This window comes from Hymenobacter profundi (assembly GCF_019334315.1).
GTDB lineage: Bacteria > Bacteroidota > Bacteroidia > Cytophagales > Hymenobacteraceae > Hymenobacter > Hymenobacter profundi.
Window position 1 is genome coordinate 17,836 of sequence record NZ_JAHWGL010000053.1, and the last position, 16,239, is coordinate 34,074.

A 16,239-nucleotide genomic window follows, 5' to 3' on the forward strand; every position below is an offset into this window, starting at 1 on the left:
GCGAGAAACAACACCAGAACAACCAGACAACATGCTCCTGATAATCGACGATGACCCCGCCATTCGCATTTCGCTTGGTTTGTTGCTGAAGCAAGCCGGCTACCTCACGCAGGCCGTCGACAACCCCGAAGCAGCCCTGCAAGCGGTAGCCGCCGCGCTGCCGGAGCTGGTGCTGATGGACATGAACTTCTCCCTCGATACTACGGGTCGCGACGGCCTGCAACTACTGGCGCAGGTGAAGCAACTGGCGCCACAGGTGCCCGTGGTGCTCATCACCGGCTGGGGAAGCATTGCGCTGGCCGTGGAAGGCATGAAGGCCGGGGCTGCCGAGTTCATCACCAAGCCCTGGAACAACGACGCCCTGCTCCAGACCATTCGCACCCTACTAAGCCTACCCGTGGCGCAGGGTAGGGGGCCAGAGCCCACGCGCCGCCAGCTCGATCAACAATTCGATTTTCGGGACATTGTGGGGCAAGATGCCGGCCTGCTACACGTGCTGCGTCAGGTAGGGCAGGTGGCGGCCACCGATGCCTCGGTGCTGATTGAGGGCGAGTCGGGTACGGGCAAGGAGCTGATTGCTGAGGCTGTGCACCGCAACAGCCCACGCCGGAACAAGGCGTTTGTGAAGGTGAACCTGGGCGGTATCTCCGCATCACTGTTTGAGAGTGAGCTGTTTGGCCACCGGCGCGGGGCCTTCACCGATGCCAAAACCGATAGGGTAGGGCGCTTCGAGCTGGCCAACGGCGGCACCATTTTTCTGGACGAAATCGGGGAGCTGGACCTGTCCTCGCAGGTGAAGCTGCTGCGCGTGCTGCAAGACCGCACCTACGAGGTGCTGGGCGACAGCAAGCCGCGCCGCCTCGACATTCGGGTGATTTGCGCCACCAACCGCACGCTGGCCGAGGAGGTGCGCGCCGGCCGCTTCCGTGAGGATTTGTTCTACCGCATCAACCTCATCACAGTGCGCCTGCCCGCCCTGCGCGAGCGACCCCAGGATATTCCGCTGTTGGTGCAGCACTTTGTGGCCGGGCTGCGCACCACCTACGCCCGCCCAGCCCTGAAGGTAGGCACCCGCGCCGGGCACTGGCTCCAGCAACAGCCGCTACCCGGCAACATCCGCGAGCTGAAAAACCTGGTGGAGCGCGCCGTGCTGGTCTCCGGCCACGACGAGCTGCTGCCCGAGGATTTCCAGGCCCAGGCGCAGTCCCTACCCACCCGCACCCCCGAGCCCGGCGAGCTGCCCCCACCCGGCACCATGACGCTGGACGAGCTGGAAGCCCAGATGATTCGCAACACCTTGGAGCATTATCAGGGCAACATCAGCCGCGTAGCTAAAGCCCTGGGCCTGAGTCGACCGGCCTTGTATCGGAGACTAGAAAAATACGAAATCCCCTACGAATGATAGCTGTTAGCTGCTGGCTATTAGCTATTGGCTCTCGTTCTACAAAATGCTAACAGTTAATAGCCAGTAGCTAATAGCTATTATTGCTCCCCATGTCCCTTCGCCTGCAATTTCTGCTTTTTGTCACGCTGATACACGCGGTACTGCTGGTGCTGGCGGCGCAATTGCGGCATACCAACGTGCCGCTATTCATCGGTGCGGAAGTGTTGTTGCTGGTGAGCATCGGGCTGACGGTGCAACTGTACCGGGGCTTCGTACGCCCGTTTCAATTGATTGCGGCCGGTACGGAAGCTATGCAGGCCAAGGATTTCTCGTTGAAGTTTGTGCCCGTAGGCCAGCGGGAGATGGACCAGCTCATCGGCGTATACAACCACATGATAGACGAGCTGCGCCGCGAGCGGGTGACGCAGCACGAAAAGAGTTTTCTGCTGGATAGTCTGCTGCGGGCCTCACCGGCCGGGGTGCTGCTGCTGAGCTTCGACGGCACCATTGAAAGTGTGAACCCTGCCGCCGAGCGGATGCTGCAACTACCCGCCGCTGCACTCCTGGGCCAGCCATTGGCCGCCCTACCCGGCGCGTGGGGCACAGCGCTCAGCACGTTGCTGCCCGACGCGCCCCAGGTGGTGCGCCTCTCAGGCGTACAAACCTACCGCGCCCACCGCGCCCACTTTCTCGATCGGGGTTTCACGCGCTATTTTATTCTGCTGGAAGAGCTGACCCAGGAGCTGATTCGGCAGGAAAAGCAGGCCTACGAGCAACTGATTCGGATGATGACCCACGAAATCAACAACTCCATTGGGGCTATCAACTCCATCCTGCAAAGCTTTCACCACTACGCCCCTCAGCTCCGCCCCGACGACCAGCCCGACTTCCGGGAGGCACTCGATGTATCCATTCAGCGCAACACCAACCTGAGCAACTTTGTGGGTGGTTTCGCCAACCTGGTGCGCCTACCCCCGCCTACGCTGCAACCCACGGATGTGCACGCCCTGCTGCACCAGCTGGCGCGCCTGCTGCACGTAGTGAGCGAGCGGCGCCAGATTACCTGGCGCTGGCAGCTAACCGACGAGCCGCTGTGGGCCTCCCTGGACCAGCAACAGCTGGAACAGGCGCTGCTCAACATCGCCAAAAATGCCCTGGAAGCCCTACCCGATGGCGGCACGCTCACTGTACGCACCCAACTCAGCCCGCCCCTCATCGAGCTGGAAAACAACGGCCCATCCATTCCGCCCGAGGTACAACAACGCTTATTCACGCCGTTTTTCAGCACCAAACGCGACGGCCAAGGCATCGGTCTCACGCTCGTGCGCGACATTCTGCTACAACATCAGTTCCCCTTCCGGCTGGAAACGGTGGCTCCCGGCCGCACAGTATTCACCATTTGGTTGGGTGAGGCGAGGGTAGGAGAGTAGGAAGGTAAGAGGGTAGGAAGTCTATCATCCTGAGCATGTGGCGCAGCAAGCCAGTGTCGAAGGACTTGCTCACGATAGAACGAGTCGTTGATACACTAGTCGCCCCTGCACTCGCTCGGCTGTGCCGAGTGAGGCTTACACTTGAGAGGCTGCGCCCCGAAGCCGTCCGCGCCGCTTGCACGAAGCCGTCCCAACCGAATGCAGGCGCACGCAGCAGAGCTGCTTGGGCGTAGTGCTCACTCGGCACAGCCGAGCGAGTGCGGTAGAGAATGACGGCTAGGCTCAGCCCGTAATATTTCCCATCGAATGGAAACCGACGGGCTAAAGCGCCCTTTTCCAGCAAACGCGAAATCTGCCGTACTTTTGAACAGTATTCGTCCTGCCGCTTTGCTTCCTACTTCCACGCCGCTTTTTTCGTCTGATGACCGCTACCGGGTGCGGTGCGCGGTGCCGCCCGCGCCCGATGCTACCCTGCCGCTGGCCTACGAGCCCTACCTATACCTGCGGCCGGCGCACATAGCCTTGCAGCACGCCCCCGGCGAGACGCTATTCTTCTACCTCGAAGATCATCAGCAGGGCCAGACGGTAGGGCAATGGCCGCTGACCGTAGTAGAACACCAAGCCTATAGCCCCTGGCAAGCGCCGTTCGGGGGCATGCAGGTAGCACCCGGGGTACCAGCGGCCACCACGCGAGCCTTTGCGACGGCGGTGCACCAAACCCTAGTGACAAACGGAGTAGCACGGGTGCACCTGCGCGCCTACCCCACAAGTTACGACGAGGCCGCTAGCAACGTGTTGCTCCCTGTCTTTGAGGAACTGGGCTACCGCATCACGCTGACGGAAACCAGCTACACACTGCCATTGGCGCAGTCTTTTGAAGGAGGACTACATCCCTCGGCGCGACGCCGGCTGCGCAAGTGCCACCGCCACGGCCTGCGCGTGGAGCAAGAAACGCCGCTTTTCCTACCTCTGGCGTATGCGTTCATGCAGCAGTGTCGGCAAGAAAAGAACCAAAGGATGTCGTTGCCGCTAGAGCGGCTGCAAGCCTTATTTCGCGCCTTTTCCAACGACTATTTCCTGTTCTCGGTGCGCGATGCGGCCGGCGCCTGGGCCGCCATGACGGTGCTCACCCGCGTCAGCGATGAGGTGCTCCACTGCATCCACCCAGCTAGCCCACTCAGTTGGAATACGTTTAGCCCCGCCATTTTGCTCACCCAAGGCCTGCACGCTTTTGGTCAAGCCAGCGGCTACCGCCTCCTCGACCTAAGCACCTCCACACTCCCCGAAGGCCCCAGCGAGTCTATGTACGCCTTCAAGCGTCACCTCGGCGGCGTAGCTAGCCCCCGCCTGACACTGGAGTGGCGAGCTGGTGTGTAGTGAAATAGTGAGTTTAACGTTCTGCTGGTGCAACTTGCGCCATCTGCGCGGCTAGAACGTCAAACTCATCACCATCTCATAACTCCCCATGTCCACGCTACAACGGTTTCTGAGGGGCTCGGCGGGGGCGGGGGTGGCCGTGGTGGCGCGGGGGGTAGGGGCAGTGGTGCTCAATAAGCTGCTGGCCGTGTACGGTGGCCCCGGTGGGTTCACGCTGCTGGCGCACTTTCAGAACCTGCTAGGCCTATTCACTACCCTGCCCGGTGAGGGCGTGAACGTGGGAATCACCAAATACTTGGCGCCGTTGCGGGCTGGCTCAGGACGCTACCGGGCGTGGTTGGGCGCCGGGGTGCTGCTAAATGCGGGCACGCTGCTGTTGAGCATGGCGTTGCTGCTGCTGCGTCCGGCTCTGCTCACAGAGCTGCTGGGGCCGGGCCTGATGCTACGGCTGGGCTTCGGGGTAGGGATAGTACTGCTAGTGAGCTACGCGCTGCTGCAAACGCTGTTGCTGGCGGCTGGCCGGTTGCGCCACTACGTGCCACTCACGGTGGTGCTGAGTGGCGTGAGCGTAGCTGCCGTGGCGGTAGTGCTCCTGCGGGGCGGCTCGGCAGGCGAGGCCCTGCTGGCCTACCTGCTGGCCCAGGGTAGTATGGCCGTGCCGGCATTGTGGCTGGCGTTTCGGGGTGGACTGGTGCACCGCTGGCGCGGCCAGATGAGTGCGGCCGCACTACGGGGGCTGGGCCGGTTTCTGCTGATGGCCGTGAGCCTACTGCTCTTCGGCAAAGCCGTAGATTTTGCCGTGCGCGACCTGCTGATAGCCCGCTATGGCCTGGCCCGCACCGATTTGTGGCAGGCCGTAGTGAAACTATCTGACAATTACACGATGGTGTTTTCGGCGGTGATAAGTAGTGTATACTATCCCCGGCTGGCGGCGCTAGTGGGCCAGCCAGCCGCCATGCGGCGCTACGTCCGCACGGTGCTCCTGCTACTGGCGCCGGTACTGGCCGTGGGCCTCAGCCTTATTTATCTGCTGCAAGGTTGGCTGCTGCCCCTGCTGTTCGAGCCGCGCTTTCTGGCGGCCCGGCCCTTGCTTGCGCCCCAACTGCTGGGCGACTGGGCCAAATTTCTGAGCTGGCTGCTGCTGTATCAGCTTACGGCCCGCGCCCAGGTAGGGCGCTATGTGGCGGTGCAAATAGGGGCCGCCGCACTCTACGTAAGCTTGCTGGCCGTATTGTTGCCGCGCTATCAACTGCTGGGCGCCACATTAACTCACGCCGTGCACTATTGCCTGCTGCTAGTAGCATGCGCCGTATATTTCCGGGCCGATTGGCGCACTTCACCATGAGTAGTCCCGATGCCAACTCCCTTCTTGCTGCACCGCCTAGCCATCAGGGGGGCAGTATGCCGCTGGTGTCTATTGTAGCACTTTGCTACAACCATGCGCCCTTCTTAATCGAAGCATTGGAGTCAATTTTGGCCCAGACGTACCCTCACCTAGAAGTAATATTGGTGGACGATGCCAGTACCGACAACAGCCAAGCAGTGTTAGCACGTTACGCTCAGGGCAATCCGCACTGGAAAACCTTACTCCTACTCCAAAACGTGGGCAATTGCGCGGCGTTTAATGCGGCTTTCCGGCAAACGAACGGCGAGTTTATCATTGATTTTGCCACCGACGACGTATTGCTCCCCACGCGGGTAGCCCAGCAAGTGGCTGCTTTTCAAGAGCTACCCGCCGAGTACGGTGTCGTGTATACCGATGCCGAGTTGATTGACGAAGCCTCGCACCCTGTGCGTCGGCACTATCGCCGCGACGCCCGTGGCCGGCTGCATCCTCGTCCTGCCGAGGGCTGGGTGTTTGCTGACGTGCTGCGCCGCTACTTCATTAGCGCACCTACCATGATGATGCGCCGCACTACGCTGCTCAGCCTCGGTGGCTACGATGAAACGCTGACCTACGAGGACTTCGACTTCTGGGTACGGGCTGCCCGCACGTGGCAATTTCGTTTTCTCGACATCGTTTCCACCCGTAAGCGGCTGCACCCGCGCAGTAAGTCGAGTGTTGCCTATCGCCCGCACGACCCCTACCTGGCGTCCACTATTCGGGTGTGCTACAAGGCATTAGCCCTGTGCCGCACGCGCGCCGAACGTGATGCATTGGCAGTGCGCCTGCGCTGGGAGCTGCGCCAGGCCGTACGTTGGGGCAACCACGTAGAGGTTCACGACCTGTACCGGCTGCTCCGGCAGCTACGCGCCGTATGGCCGCTCGACTGGCTACTGTATCGCCTGCCTCCGAAGGTAGTACGCGTGATAAATCGGTTTTTTGCGTAGCTATTACTTGGCGCTGTACAGTGCCGCTCACCACGCCAGCAAGAATACGCTGAGCAGCATTTTTAAAAGAATAATGAACGCGCAAAAACCGTATTTGCTTACCTTCGATACAATAGGTGCTCCCGATTTAGGGTATATAGCTGTAGCTGAAAATAGCGCGTTGCCTTTTCAGATAAAGCGAACCTACTGGATTTATTGTACGCCAGAAACGGTAGCCAGAGGTCATCATGCACACCACGAGCTACAACAAGTAGTAATTGCTGTGCATGGCAGTATTGAATTTGTATTGGAAAACGTAGCAGGAGAAAAAACTATATTCCATTTAGAAAAACCCAATGTTGGGTTATTTATTCCTGAAATGCACTGGCGCACCATCAATTTCTCTCATGACGCCGTTTTACTGTGCTTAGCTTCCACTGAATACAATGAAGCTGATTATATAAGAGATTTTGAAGTATTTCAAGCTTTAGCTAATCAATAATGGTTGTTTTTCAAAGCGTTATTGCGAAAGCGTAGTGTTTGATCGTGCTATGCTTACTACTTTTCAAATCAAACGTTACGCCCCAAGCGATGCACATATTTGGGATGAGCTGATCGAGCAATCTGTTAACGGTGGCTTTATTCTGAAGCGTTCATTTATGGAATATCATCAGGAAAGATTTGATGATTTTTCATTTTTACTATGGAGCAATAACAAACTTCTCGCTGTGTTTGCGGCCGCTATGCCACGACAACGTGCACATGACAGATTGCTTATTGCGCATCCAGGTCTGACCTACGGCGGGTTAATTACAGCGCACAATTTAAAGTTCTCCGTGCTGGAAGCACTCTACACGGCCTTATTCAATTTTCTGAAAGAAAACGGATTTACGCAGTTAAAAATAAAACTTACACCAAGAGTATTTTGTAAATACTACTCCGATAATAGTTCGTTTATACTTAGTAAAAGTAGCTTTGAGTTGGAAAGAAGGGAGTTGAATTCTGTTGTTGATTTAACGCAGGATTTTAAGATTGGCTCCAGGCAGCAGAATAATCTTCGTAAAGCGAGGAAAAATAACGTAAGAGTAGAAATTTCAGAGCGACTTGATGCGTTTTGGCAAATATTAATTGATAATCTCCGGCAAGTACACGGCGTGAAACCGGTGCACACACTAGCAGAGATTACATACTTGCGCGAAAATCACCCTGAGAATATAGAATTATACATAGCGCAGATTGAAAATCGAATACTAGCGGGGGTGGTAGTTTTCAAGGAGTTGCAAAAAGGCTATCTGCATAGCCAGTACGTTTCAACAAATGCCGAGGGTAGGCAGGTAGGTGCGGTTGATGCCATTCTGTATCATATTATGCAGCAGGCACAGGGCAAGTACCAGCGGTTTTCCCTTGGTATTTCCACGGTGGAAGGGGAGGTTAATTATGGCCTGTTGAGCTATAAGGAAGGGTTCGGTGCCAGAGCAGAGGTAGTGGAAACCTACGCGAAAGTGTTATAGGGGGAGTAGCTTATGCTGATGCGCTATAAGATTAACTCGGCTTGGCTGGTGCTAGGCGGAGCCACGTTAAGCTACGGCCTACACGCTGTGGGCCTGGTTGCCTAGGCATAACCTTTTTTTACGGGTTACTTAAGGCCTACGGTATACAGCTCTACCTGGCCGTCCTGTGCTAGCAAGCGGCGGCGCGGAAACCAACTCAGCACCGAATCGGGGGAGTAGCGGATGAGCTTGCGGGTTAGCTCGTCGTTGCTGAGGGTAGCGCGGTTGAGTAGCAGCCACGCCTGCTGCCCAGGCGCCAGCTGCACTGAGTCGCGGGCCCAGTAGCGACGGTAGCGTAGGTTTGGGGGTAGCTGGTAGCGGTAGTAAAACTCATAGTTGCCAATCAGGTAGTCATCCACGAATACCACGCCGCCGCTTACAGGCGCCGCCAGCTGCTGCTGCACAAGCCGGTCTTGCGCAAAGTGCGCCGACACGCTGGGCTTGCGCATGAAATAGAGAGGCCGGATGCTGAGGGCCACCGCTAATACCAACAGGCTAAGTGCTGCCACAGCAGGCCGCCCCGGTAGCAAAAGCACGCTACGCCCAGGCCAGTGTCGCCACAACCCTACCCCCACAAAATACAAGCCGGGTAGCGCGTACAGCACTGCCTGACTGTTGTGTAGCCATGCGGCCAGTGCGAGCAGCAAGCCCCCGGCTACCCAATAGCCGCGCCCCGTTTGCCAAAGGCGTTCTATCCCAAATCCCGCTGCCAGGGCCAGCGGCGGCAGTATTGGGGTGGTCATGCGTGGCAATAGCGTAATGGGGTTATACTCGCTCAAGGATGTACTCCCTACCCAGTATAGTGCTAGCGTGCTGCCCGCCAGCACCAGCCAGAAACGGGCGTCTGAATCTGGCCGGCGGAGTAGGGGTAGGGCTGTTCCTGCCAGCAGTAGCATCAAGCCCAAACCGATGCCCACAAAAAACGTGAGCGGCTGCCACGTAATTCGGGCCATCAGCGCATCTCGGTTGCCGAGCAGATAGTTATTTTCCTTCATGAATTCATTGGTATGCTCAATCAGGTGCAAGCGATACAGGGCATCATCTGTATACACTCGATAAAACCACAAATAAGCCGTTAGCAGCGCCGCGCCCGTGAGTAGGGCCACGCACCAAAAGCGGACGTGGCGGCGCTGCCATAGGTCGCGTCCCAGTACAAGTAGATAGAAGGGTAGGTAATAGACTATGGTTTCCTTGCTGAGTAAGGCCGCGAAGTTGAGCAGTGCAAAACCCACGCCCCATAGGCTGGCCCGTTGCGTTGCCTGCCGGCCCCGCAGGAGCGCGGCGGCGCTGGCCAGGCACCAGAACATCAGGATGTTATCGGGGTAGAGGTAGCGTGTGAGGTCCAGTGTGAAGTAGTGCAGACCCAGCAATAGCATGGCCGCGCTGGCCACAACCGGTGCCTGGCGGTGGTATAGGAAATAGAGAATGCCGGCGCAGCCCACCGTAGCCAGCAGCGGCCACAGCGTAGTGGAAATGATGTTGACACCTAGTAATGCATACAACCCTGCCACTGGCCCGAAGATCATAGGGCGCTCCTTCAGCGGGTCGTGCAATAGACCAAGCGGGTCGGGCTGTAGTCGGAAGGCGCCAGTAAGCAGTTGGTGCGCGTAACGGGAGTAGAAATAGTCGTCCAGCGCGTATAGTCCTTCGTGGGTGAAGATGAAAAACGCGACGGTCATCACCGCCACAAACAGCAGCGTGAGCAAGGGTAGGCGAGAGGCAGAGAAGTTCACGCGGCAAGTTAAGTAGTTGCGCTACCGAAAAGCAGTATAATCAGGGGAGTCCGTTGCTAACACTCTCCCAAATCCCCGTTCTTTGCGGACTATGGTATACCGCAAATCCCGGCGCTGGCTTTTTGTCTGGCTGCTGCCCGCGCTACTGCTACTGGCTACAATAGTGGGGCTCGGCAGCTACTACGAAACCAACGACGACACAGTGCTGACCCTGTTTTTACAGGGCCGTATGAGCGCCGTGCCCATCACCAGCCTGCACCTGTACTTTCATGGAGTAGCCGCGCCGCTGGCATATCTCTACCAGCAATGGCCCGATGTGCCCTGGTATGGCTTGCTGCTGTACGGCCTGCTCTACCTGGCTACTGCGCTGCTTTTTAGGGTACTATACCGGCTGCTGCGGGCCTGGCTGCGACCGAGTGAAACGGTGCTGGCTCTGGCGTTGTTTTTTCTGGTGGGGTGGCTGGAACACGCCATGTGGTTCAACTACATGCGGGTGCCGTTGCTACTGGCCGCGGCGGGCGTATGGTACGCGGCGGCGCGACCAGCACGAAATTCTGCACTCGTAATAGGAATACTTGCTTTCGGAATAGCGTGGCTGATTCGGCCGAGCGCGGCGGTGCTGGGGCTGCTGCTGGCCGTGCCGGGCGCATGGTGGCTGAGTGGGCGGCGTAGCTGGCGGGTGTTGGCCAGCGCGGCCGCGCTGGCGCTGGTAGGCGCGCTGGCCGTCAGTCTCACCCGCTCGCCCACAGCCGCTACCTTCCGTCGCCTCGACGTGCTCAAATCCAACCTCAACGACTACCAGCTGTTGCGCCCTACCCCCCGCACCGCCATCGACAGCCTGGGCGTGCGCGCCGTGCAGCACTGGTTGCTGGCCGATTCTACCCTGGTCAACGAGGAACTGTTTGAGCGGGCGCTGCCGTTGGATGCGACGTATTTCGTGCAGGAAACAGTGCCAGCCAAGCTTCGAGAAACTGCACAACTGCTGGTGCAGAACTACTTTCCGCTGCTTGTCTTGTTGTTGCTGTCTTGGATATGGGTGGCGCGCCGCGCCAGGCACATTGGGCGCCGCGAGTTTGTATTGGTGCAAGTTGGCTTTGGGGTAGGGCTGCTGCTACTGGCAGGTATCCTCAAATTGCCCCCTCGTTTGGCATTGCCCTACCTCGATGCCTGGGTGCTGGCCAATGGTGTCTTTATGCTGAAGCGTGCCGAGCGGCTGCCGCGCCGTCCGTGGCCGGTGGTGGTAGGGTTGGTAGCGGTGATTGGGCTATATGGCTACAAGACTGTGCACCGTCGGCAGGTGCTTTATGCCGAGCAACGTGCCAATAGCCACATGCTGCGCAGCCTGGCGCAGTCAGCCACTACCTTGCTGGTAGCGGATGGCCTAGAAACCTACTACAAATCCCGCAGCCCGTTCGACGCAACGTGGCCGCTATCGGGGCGTATCTTGTCGCTTTCGGGCTGGCAGTCCCTCAGCCCCGAGCAGGCAGCTTTGCGGGCAGTACACACCGGCACGCGGGCTGTTCCCGATGCGCTACGTTATCTGGCTGCTCAGAAGCAGGGCGTGCAATGGGTGTTAACGCCAGCAGGGGCAGAACTACTTAATAACCAGCTTGAACATACGCTGTCTGCCACGCAACCAGCGGTGCAGCTGCGTGCGCTGGCACCCGATTCCTCCTATCTGCCCAACCAACCGCAGCCGTACGTGCCAGATGTGCAATCTGTGAAGTAGCTCAATAAGGCCAAAATTTTTTAGGGTATAAATGGACTTATTCTATCCGATACGGGGTACTGAATACATACATTTGACGCGTAATTGCTTTTTTCTCTCTTTTTTGTCCCCCCTGCTATGCTTTCCACTGCCATCTCCCGCGCCGAAGTGCTCGTGCACCTAGAATCGTTCGTAAAGGAAAACATTGGCACTTTTCTTCGTACCGTAGAAGATAGCTGGCAGCCCTCTGATTATATTCCTGATTCGCGTCTCGATACGTTTTTCGATGAGGTAAAGCTGCTCCGTGAGCGCGCCGCGGGCCTTAGCTACGACCTATTGGCCGTGCTGGTAGGCGACACGATTACTGAAGAAGCCCTACCCAACTACGAGGCGTGGTTTCATGAGTTGGACGACCTGAACCGCGACCGGGACAACGGCTGGGCGCAGTGGGTCCGGGGCTGGACGGCTGAGGAAAACCGCCACGGCGACCTGCTCAACCGCTATCTCTACCTCTCGGGACGCGTGAACATGCGCGAGTTCGAAGCCTCCACCCAGCACCTTATCGCCGATGGCTTCGACCTGGGCACGGCGCACGACCCCTACCGGGCGTTTGTGTACACCAGCTACCAGGAAATGGCCACCAACATCTCGCACCGTCGCGTGGGCCAGTTTGCCCGCAAAGCTGGCGACGATCAGCTATCCAAAATCTGCGGCATGATTGCCGGCGACGAAACCCGCCATGCCCGCGTTTACAAAACCTTCGTCGACAAGATTTTTGAGGTAGACCCTTCCGAAATGATGTTGGCTTTTGAGGATATGATGCGCAAGAAAATTGTGATGCCAGCGCACTACATGCGCGAGCTGGGCGTGGAGATGGGCAAAACATTCGGTCACTTCACTGATGCTGCCCAGCGCATCGGCGTATACACCAGCGCCGATTACACGGATATTCTCGACACGCTGCTGATAGATTGGAAAGTAGGTGACCGCACCGGCCTGACTCCTGCCGCCGAAAAAGCCCGCGATTACGTGATGGCTCTACCCGCCCGCCTGCGCCGCGTGGCCGACCGGATGCCTGTACCCAAGCTGGAGTACAAATTCAAGTGGATCGACTAACCACATAGCTGAAAACAACCCCCGTTAAATAAAACGCCCCTTCAACCGACAGTTGAAGGGGCGTTTTATTTAAGTCTGAATACGATTTACTTCTGATCTGCAAAAGCTACTTGCTGTAGCGTGAGGCCTTCGGGGGGTAGGGTGTAGCGCACGGTGCGGGTGCCGCCGGAGGGGCAGCAGTTGGCATCGGCGGGCTGGTAGATAGGAAACATGCGCTGCACTTCGTGGCCTACTACTTTAAATTCGTCGTGCCCCTGATAGCCCTGGGCTGCAGGGCCGCTCAGGTCGGGTAGATCGACTGGGCGGCGCCCCTGGTTCATAAACTCATACCCCAGCAACTGTCCATAGGAACCGCTACCCGCGTCGGCCACGAAGATGAGCAGCTCGGGAGAATTGTCTTCGTTGAGGTTAGTAACGACCACATCAGATACTTGGCCGTTGAGTGGCTGCCGGGTAGTAGTTAGTTCCCGGCCGTTCTTTTCGGCACGGAGCATGAGCTGGCGTTGGCTTCCCTCACCAGTGGTTTGCACCACAAAACGATGGTCGCCGTCGGTCACTTCTTTACGGAAGCTCACGGCCTCCGTAGGCACCGAGCGCATGGTAGCCGGGTCGGCCATTTCGGTGGTAGAGCGTTGCGAATCGCAGGCAGTCAGCACCAGTGTAGCACCTAGTAAGGGTAGTAAAAAACGGGGTAGAGAAAGAGCAGGCATAGGCTTAGCCGGAGCAGAAATTAGATTAGAAAGGGAGACAGCCACGGCTGCATCTTTCTACAAACGCCGGCCCGCCCGGAGGGTTACGCCCATTAGGAAGTCACCTGCACACCTTTCCAGAAAGCCACGCGCCCCTTGATCTGCTGTGCAGCTTCTTTGGGCTCGGGATAATACCAGGCCGCATCCTTGTTCAGCTCGCCATCTACCCGCACAGAGTAGTAGCTGGCGCGCCCTTTCCAGGGGCAGGTAGTACCGGCAATGCTGTCCTCAAAATATTCGCGGTTGAGGGAGTCGGCCGGGAAATAGTGGTTGTTCTCCACCACCACTGTGTCGTCGCTTTCGGCTAGCACGGCGTTGTTCCAAATAGCTTTCATGTAAGGGGTTTTTAGGGTTGTTACGGATGAGTTTTGACTAATATAACCACCTTAGGTTAGGTGAAGTTTTGGGTTTGCCAGCAGAGCTGTGTGGCCGCCGGAAGAGTGCTTCTGACTTTAGTTGCTACTTTTAATACCTCGCTATTTCCTGAGAGTAGAATAAGGCAAATGATGCGTCACATCCGACACAATAAAATAGACCTAGTGCAGTGGGATGCGCTGATTGAGCTAGCGCCCAACGGCCTCATCTATGCCCTTACTTGGTACCTTGATATTGTATCGCCCGGTTGGGAGGCACTGGTTAAAGAGGAACAAGGACGCTACGTGGCCGTGATGCCGCTACCAGTACGCAAAAAATTTGGGTTTCGCTACCTCCAGCAACCGTTGTTTGCGCAGCAGTTAGGCGTATTTTTCCTCGAAACACCTACGACCGAAGACTGGAAAGAAATTGGTCAACTCCTACGTAGAGAATTTCGACTCATCACCAATTATGCTTTCAACATAAGTAATTCACCATCCATAATTACTGATAGCTTGTTGCTGCCTGGTGTAAGCCGCTCCACTTATCATTTGTCGTTGCGTCCCACCTATTCGCAACTATTTGCCGATTACAAACCTAGTCGCAGACGCCAACTCCAACAGGCCCGTAATCACAATCTGACGATTGAATCCACTACCGATATTGAGCAGCTAATTCGACTATTTGATGAACATACAGCTCCAAAAATCTATGGTCTTATAGGTGAAGGGCATGCTTATCCCTTATTGCGCAGTTTGTATCGTGAGGCGCAACGGCGTGCAAAGGCGTCTATATGGCAAGTGAAAACCACAGATGGAAAAGTAGTAGCCAGTATGCTATTATTGAAGCATAACAATGAGGTGACTTATTTATTTAACTCTTCCTCAATCGAAGGCAAAGCCACTCGCGCTATCTCTTTACTCATTGATGAATTTCTGTCTTCTCATGCCGAAACCAATTTGCTTTTTGACTTTGAAGCTCCCGAAATCCCTAATTTAGTACAGTTTTATAGCAGTTTTGGCTCAGCAGCGGTACCATATCTTACTATTTCCTATAACCGCTTACCATGGCTGCTACAGCAGGCCAAAGCGGTCCGCATGGCGCTCATGCGCCGTATGCACTCGCGCAACACGTAGGCCTGGCCCTACAGGAAACATTCCTGCGCAAGGCGGTGTTAGTTTTTGGCGCGGCTACGCATTCGTTCATGCACGAAGCTCAGTGCCGATTATTCAAGCAGTTCAGACACACATGGCACTAGGTTTTCGCTTCCAGGATTTTGTGCCCGAGGAATCGGGTGAGAAAGGCTTCGACACGCTTTTCAAACTATTCATGCAACTCGTGACCATTACGAGCGGCGACGTGGGGGAGGCTCTGCAATGGCTCAACGAGCTGGACAAGCAATACGGCCTCACCGACAATGACTACGGCATGGGCGACTTCATCGAAGACCTGAAGAAAAAAGGGTATATCGATGAGAACCCGCAGGAGCCGGGTGCGTTCAACATCACCGCCAAAAGCGAGCAGAACATTCGCAAATCGGCGCTGGAAGAAATCTTCGGCAAGCTTAAGAAGGGCAACTCGGGCAACCACGCTACCCCCCACAGCGGTCAGGGCGACGAGGCAGGTACCGACATGCGCAGCTATGAGTTCGGCGACACGCTGGAGCAGATTCAGATGACTGAATCCCTGCGTAATGCCCAACTCAACCACGGTCTCAGCGGCGACTTCATGCTGACCGAAGGCGACTTGGAAGTGCGCGACACCGAGCACAAAACCCAGACTAGCACGGTGTTGATGATTGATATCTCGCACTCGATGATTCTGTACGGCGAGGACCGCATCACGCCCGCCAAGAAGGTAGCCATGGCCCTGGCCGAGCTGGTGAAGCAGAAGTATCCCAAAGATTTCCTCGACGTAATCGTGTTCGGCAACGACGCCTGGGAAATCAAGGTGAAAGACTTGCCCTACCTGCAAGTAGGTCCCTACCATACCAACACCGTAGCTGGTTTGGAGCTGGCAATGGATTTGCTGCGCAAGCGTAAAACCGCTAACAAGCAGATCTTTATGATTACCGACGGCAAGCCGACTTGCTTGAAGGAGCCTACCGGCTACTATAAAAATAGCTTCGGCCTGGACCGCAAAGTGGTCAACAAAACCTTAAATTTGGCCGCCGCCGCTCGCCGTCTCAAAATCCCCATCACTACCTTCATGATTGCTCAGGACCCCTATCTGCGGGAGTTTGTGGAGGAATTTACGGAGGTGAACCAGGGCAAAGCTTACTACAGCGGCCTGAAAGGGCTGGGGCACTTGGTATTTGAGGATTATAAAAAGAACCGCAGGAAGTCCCTGTAGAAGCCTTTCTCTGTCATCCTGAGCGCAGCGAAGGACCTTATCACGCTTGAACGACTAGCACTAGGTAATTAGCATTTACCATTACTTGTTCAGGCGTAGTAAGGTCCTTCGCTGCGCTCAGGATGACAGCAAGGTTCTTACCGCGTTGCTACCCGCACGCCATCTTCCGCCGTGGC

At 56.7% G+C, this 16,239-nt stretch carries 14 protein-coding genes; 11 read left to right on the forward strand and 3 right to left on the reverse strand.

Going from position 1 to position 16,239, the window contains the following annotated elements:
* Positions 1–31: 31 nt before the first annotated feature.
* The 7 genes from KYK14_RS13045 (at position 32) to KYK14_RS13075 (ending at position 8,012) form a co-directional block, all read left to right on the forward strand.
* Positions 32–1,402, forward strand: coding sequence for a sigma-54-dependent transcriptional regulator (locus tag KYK14_RS13045; protein ID WP_219159376.1), 1,371 nt, complete (start codon positions 32–34; stop codon positions 1,400–1,402).
* Positions 1,403–1,494: 92 nt separating this feature from the next.
* Positions 1,495–2,814, forward strand: coding sequence for a sensor histidine kinase (locus tag KYK14_RS13050; RefSeq protein WP_219159377.1), 1,320 nt, complete (start codon positions 1,495–1,497; stop codon positions 2,812–2,814).
* A 387-nt stretch (positions 2,815–3,201) separates the two neighbouring features.
* The gene (locus KYK14_RS13055) at positions 3,202–4,191 is read left to right on the forward strand and encodes a GNAT family N-acetyltransferase (RefSeq protein ID WP_219159378.1); all 990 of its coding nucleotides are present in this window, start codon (positions 3,202–3,204) and stop codon (positions 4,189–4,191) included.
* Between the two features lie 88 nt (positions 4,192–4,279).
* Entirely contained in the window at positions 4,280–5,536 is a 1,257-nt protein-coding gene (locus tag KYK14_RS13060) for an MATE family efflux transporter (protein WP_219159379.1), read from the forward strand.
* Positions 5,494–6,522 (forward strand): glycosyltransferase family 2 protein, encoded by a 1,029-nt coding sequence (locus tag KYK14_RS13065; protein ID WP_219159380.1) that lies wholly within the window; start codon positions 5,494–5,496, stop codon positions 6,520–6,522. The genes KYK14_RS13060 and KYK14_RS13065 overlap by 43 nt, the downstream gene beginning before the upstream one ends.
* The gene (locus KYK14_RS13070; RefSeq protein ID WP_246601831.1) at positions 6,515–7,003 is read left to right on the forward strand and encodes a sugar 3,4-ketoisomerase; all 489 of its coding nucleotides are present in this window, start codon (positions 6,515–6,517) and stop codon (positions 7,001–7,003) included. The genes KYK14_RS13065 and KYK14_RS13070 overlap by 8 nt, the downstream gene beginning before the upstream one ends.
* 49 nt (positions 7,004–7,052) lie before the next feature.
* A complete protein-coding gene (locus KYK14_RS13075) occupies positions 7,053–8,012 on the forward strand; it encodes a GNAT family N-acetyltransferase (RefSeq protein WP_219159381.1) in 960 nt (319 codons plus the stop codon).
* Positions 8,013–8,137: 125 nt separating this feature from the next.
* Here the strand turns inward: KYK14_RS13075 and KYK14_RS13080 are convergent, their stop codons facing one another.
* The gene (locus KYK14_RS13080; protein WP_219159382.1) at positions 8,138–9,784 is read right to left on the reverse strand and encodes an ArnT family glycosyltransferase; all 1,647 of its coding nucleotides are present in this window, start codon (positions 9,782–9,784) and stop codon (positions 8,138–8,140) included.
* A 91-nt stretch (positions 9,785–9,875) separates the two neighbouring features.
* Here KYK14_RS13080 and KYK14_RS13085 point away from each other — a divergent pair, with 91 nt between their 5' ends.
* Complete coding sequence (locus KYK14_RS13085; protein ID WP_219159384.1) at positions 9,876–11,513, forward strand: hypothetical protein; 1,638 nt, start codon at positions 9,876–9,878, stop codon at positions 11,511–11,513.
* Between the two features lie 117 nt (positions 11,514–11,630).
* Positions 11,631–12,608, forward strand: a complete 978-nt coding sequence (locus KYK14_RS13090) for an acyl-ACP desaturase (RefSeq protein ID WP_185283397.1) — start codon at positions 11,631–11,633, stop codon at positions 12,606–12,608.
* A gap of 86 nt (positions 12,609–12,694) precedes the next feature.
* Here the strand turns inward: KYK14_RS13090 and KYK14_RS13095 are convergent, their stop codons facing one another.
* Both KYK14_RS13095 and KYK14_RS13100 read right to left on the reverse strand, forming a co-directional pair.
* Positions 12,695–13,318 carry a hypothetical protein gene (locus KYK14_RS13095; RefSeq protein ID WP_219159386.1) on the reverse strand — a complete coding sequence of 208 codons (624 nt, stop codon included), beginning with the start codon at positions 13,316–13,318 and terminating at the stop codon, positions 12,695–12,697.
* Between the two features lie 92 nt (positions 13,319–13,410).
* Positions 13,411–13,692 carry a DUF427 domain-containing protein gene (locus tag KYK14_RS13100; RefSeq protein WP_185283399.1) on the reverse strand — a complete coding sequence of 94 codons (282 nt, stop codon included), beginning with the start codon at positions 13,690–13,692 and terminating at the stop codon, positions 13,411–13,413.
* A 168-nt stretch (positions 13,693–13,860) separates the two neighbouring features.
* Here KYK14_RS13100 and KYK14_RS13105 point away from each other — a divergent pair, with 168 nt between their 5' ends.
* Both KYK14_RS13105 and KYK14_RS13110 read left to right on the forward strand, forming a co-directional pair.
* The gene (locus KYK14_RS13105) at positions 13,861–14,847 is read left to right on the forward strand and encodes a GNAT family N-acetyltransferase (protein WP_219159388.1); all 987 of its coding nucleotides are present in this window, start codon (positions 13,861–13,863) and stop codon (positions 14,845–14,847) included.
* 112 nt (positions 14,848–14,959) lie between these two features.
* Positions 14,960–16,063 (forward strand): vWA domain-containing protein, encoded by a 1,104-nt coding sequence (locus KYK14_RS13110; protein ID WP_185283401.1) that lies wholly within the window; start codon positions 14,960–14,962, stop codon positions 16,061–16,063.
* Positions 16,064–16,239: the final 176 nt, after the last annotated feature.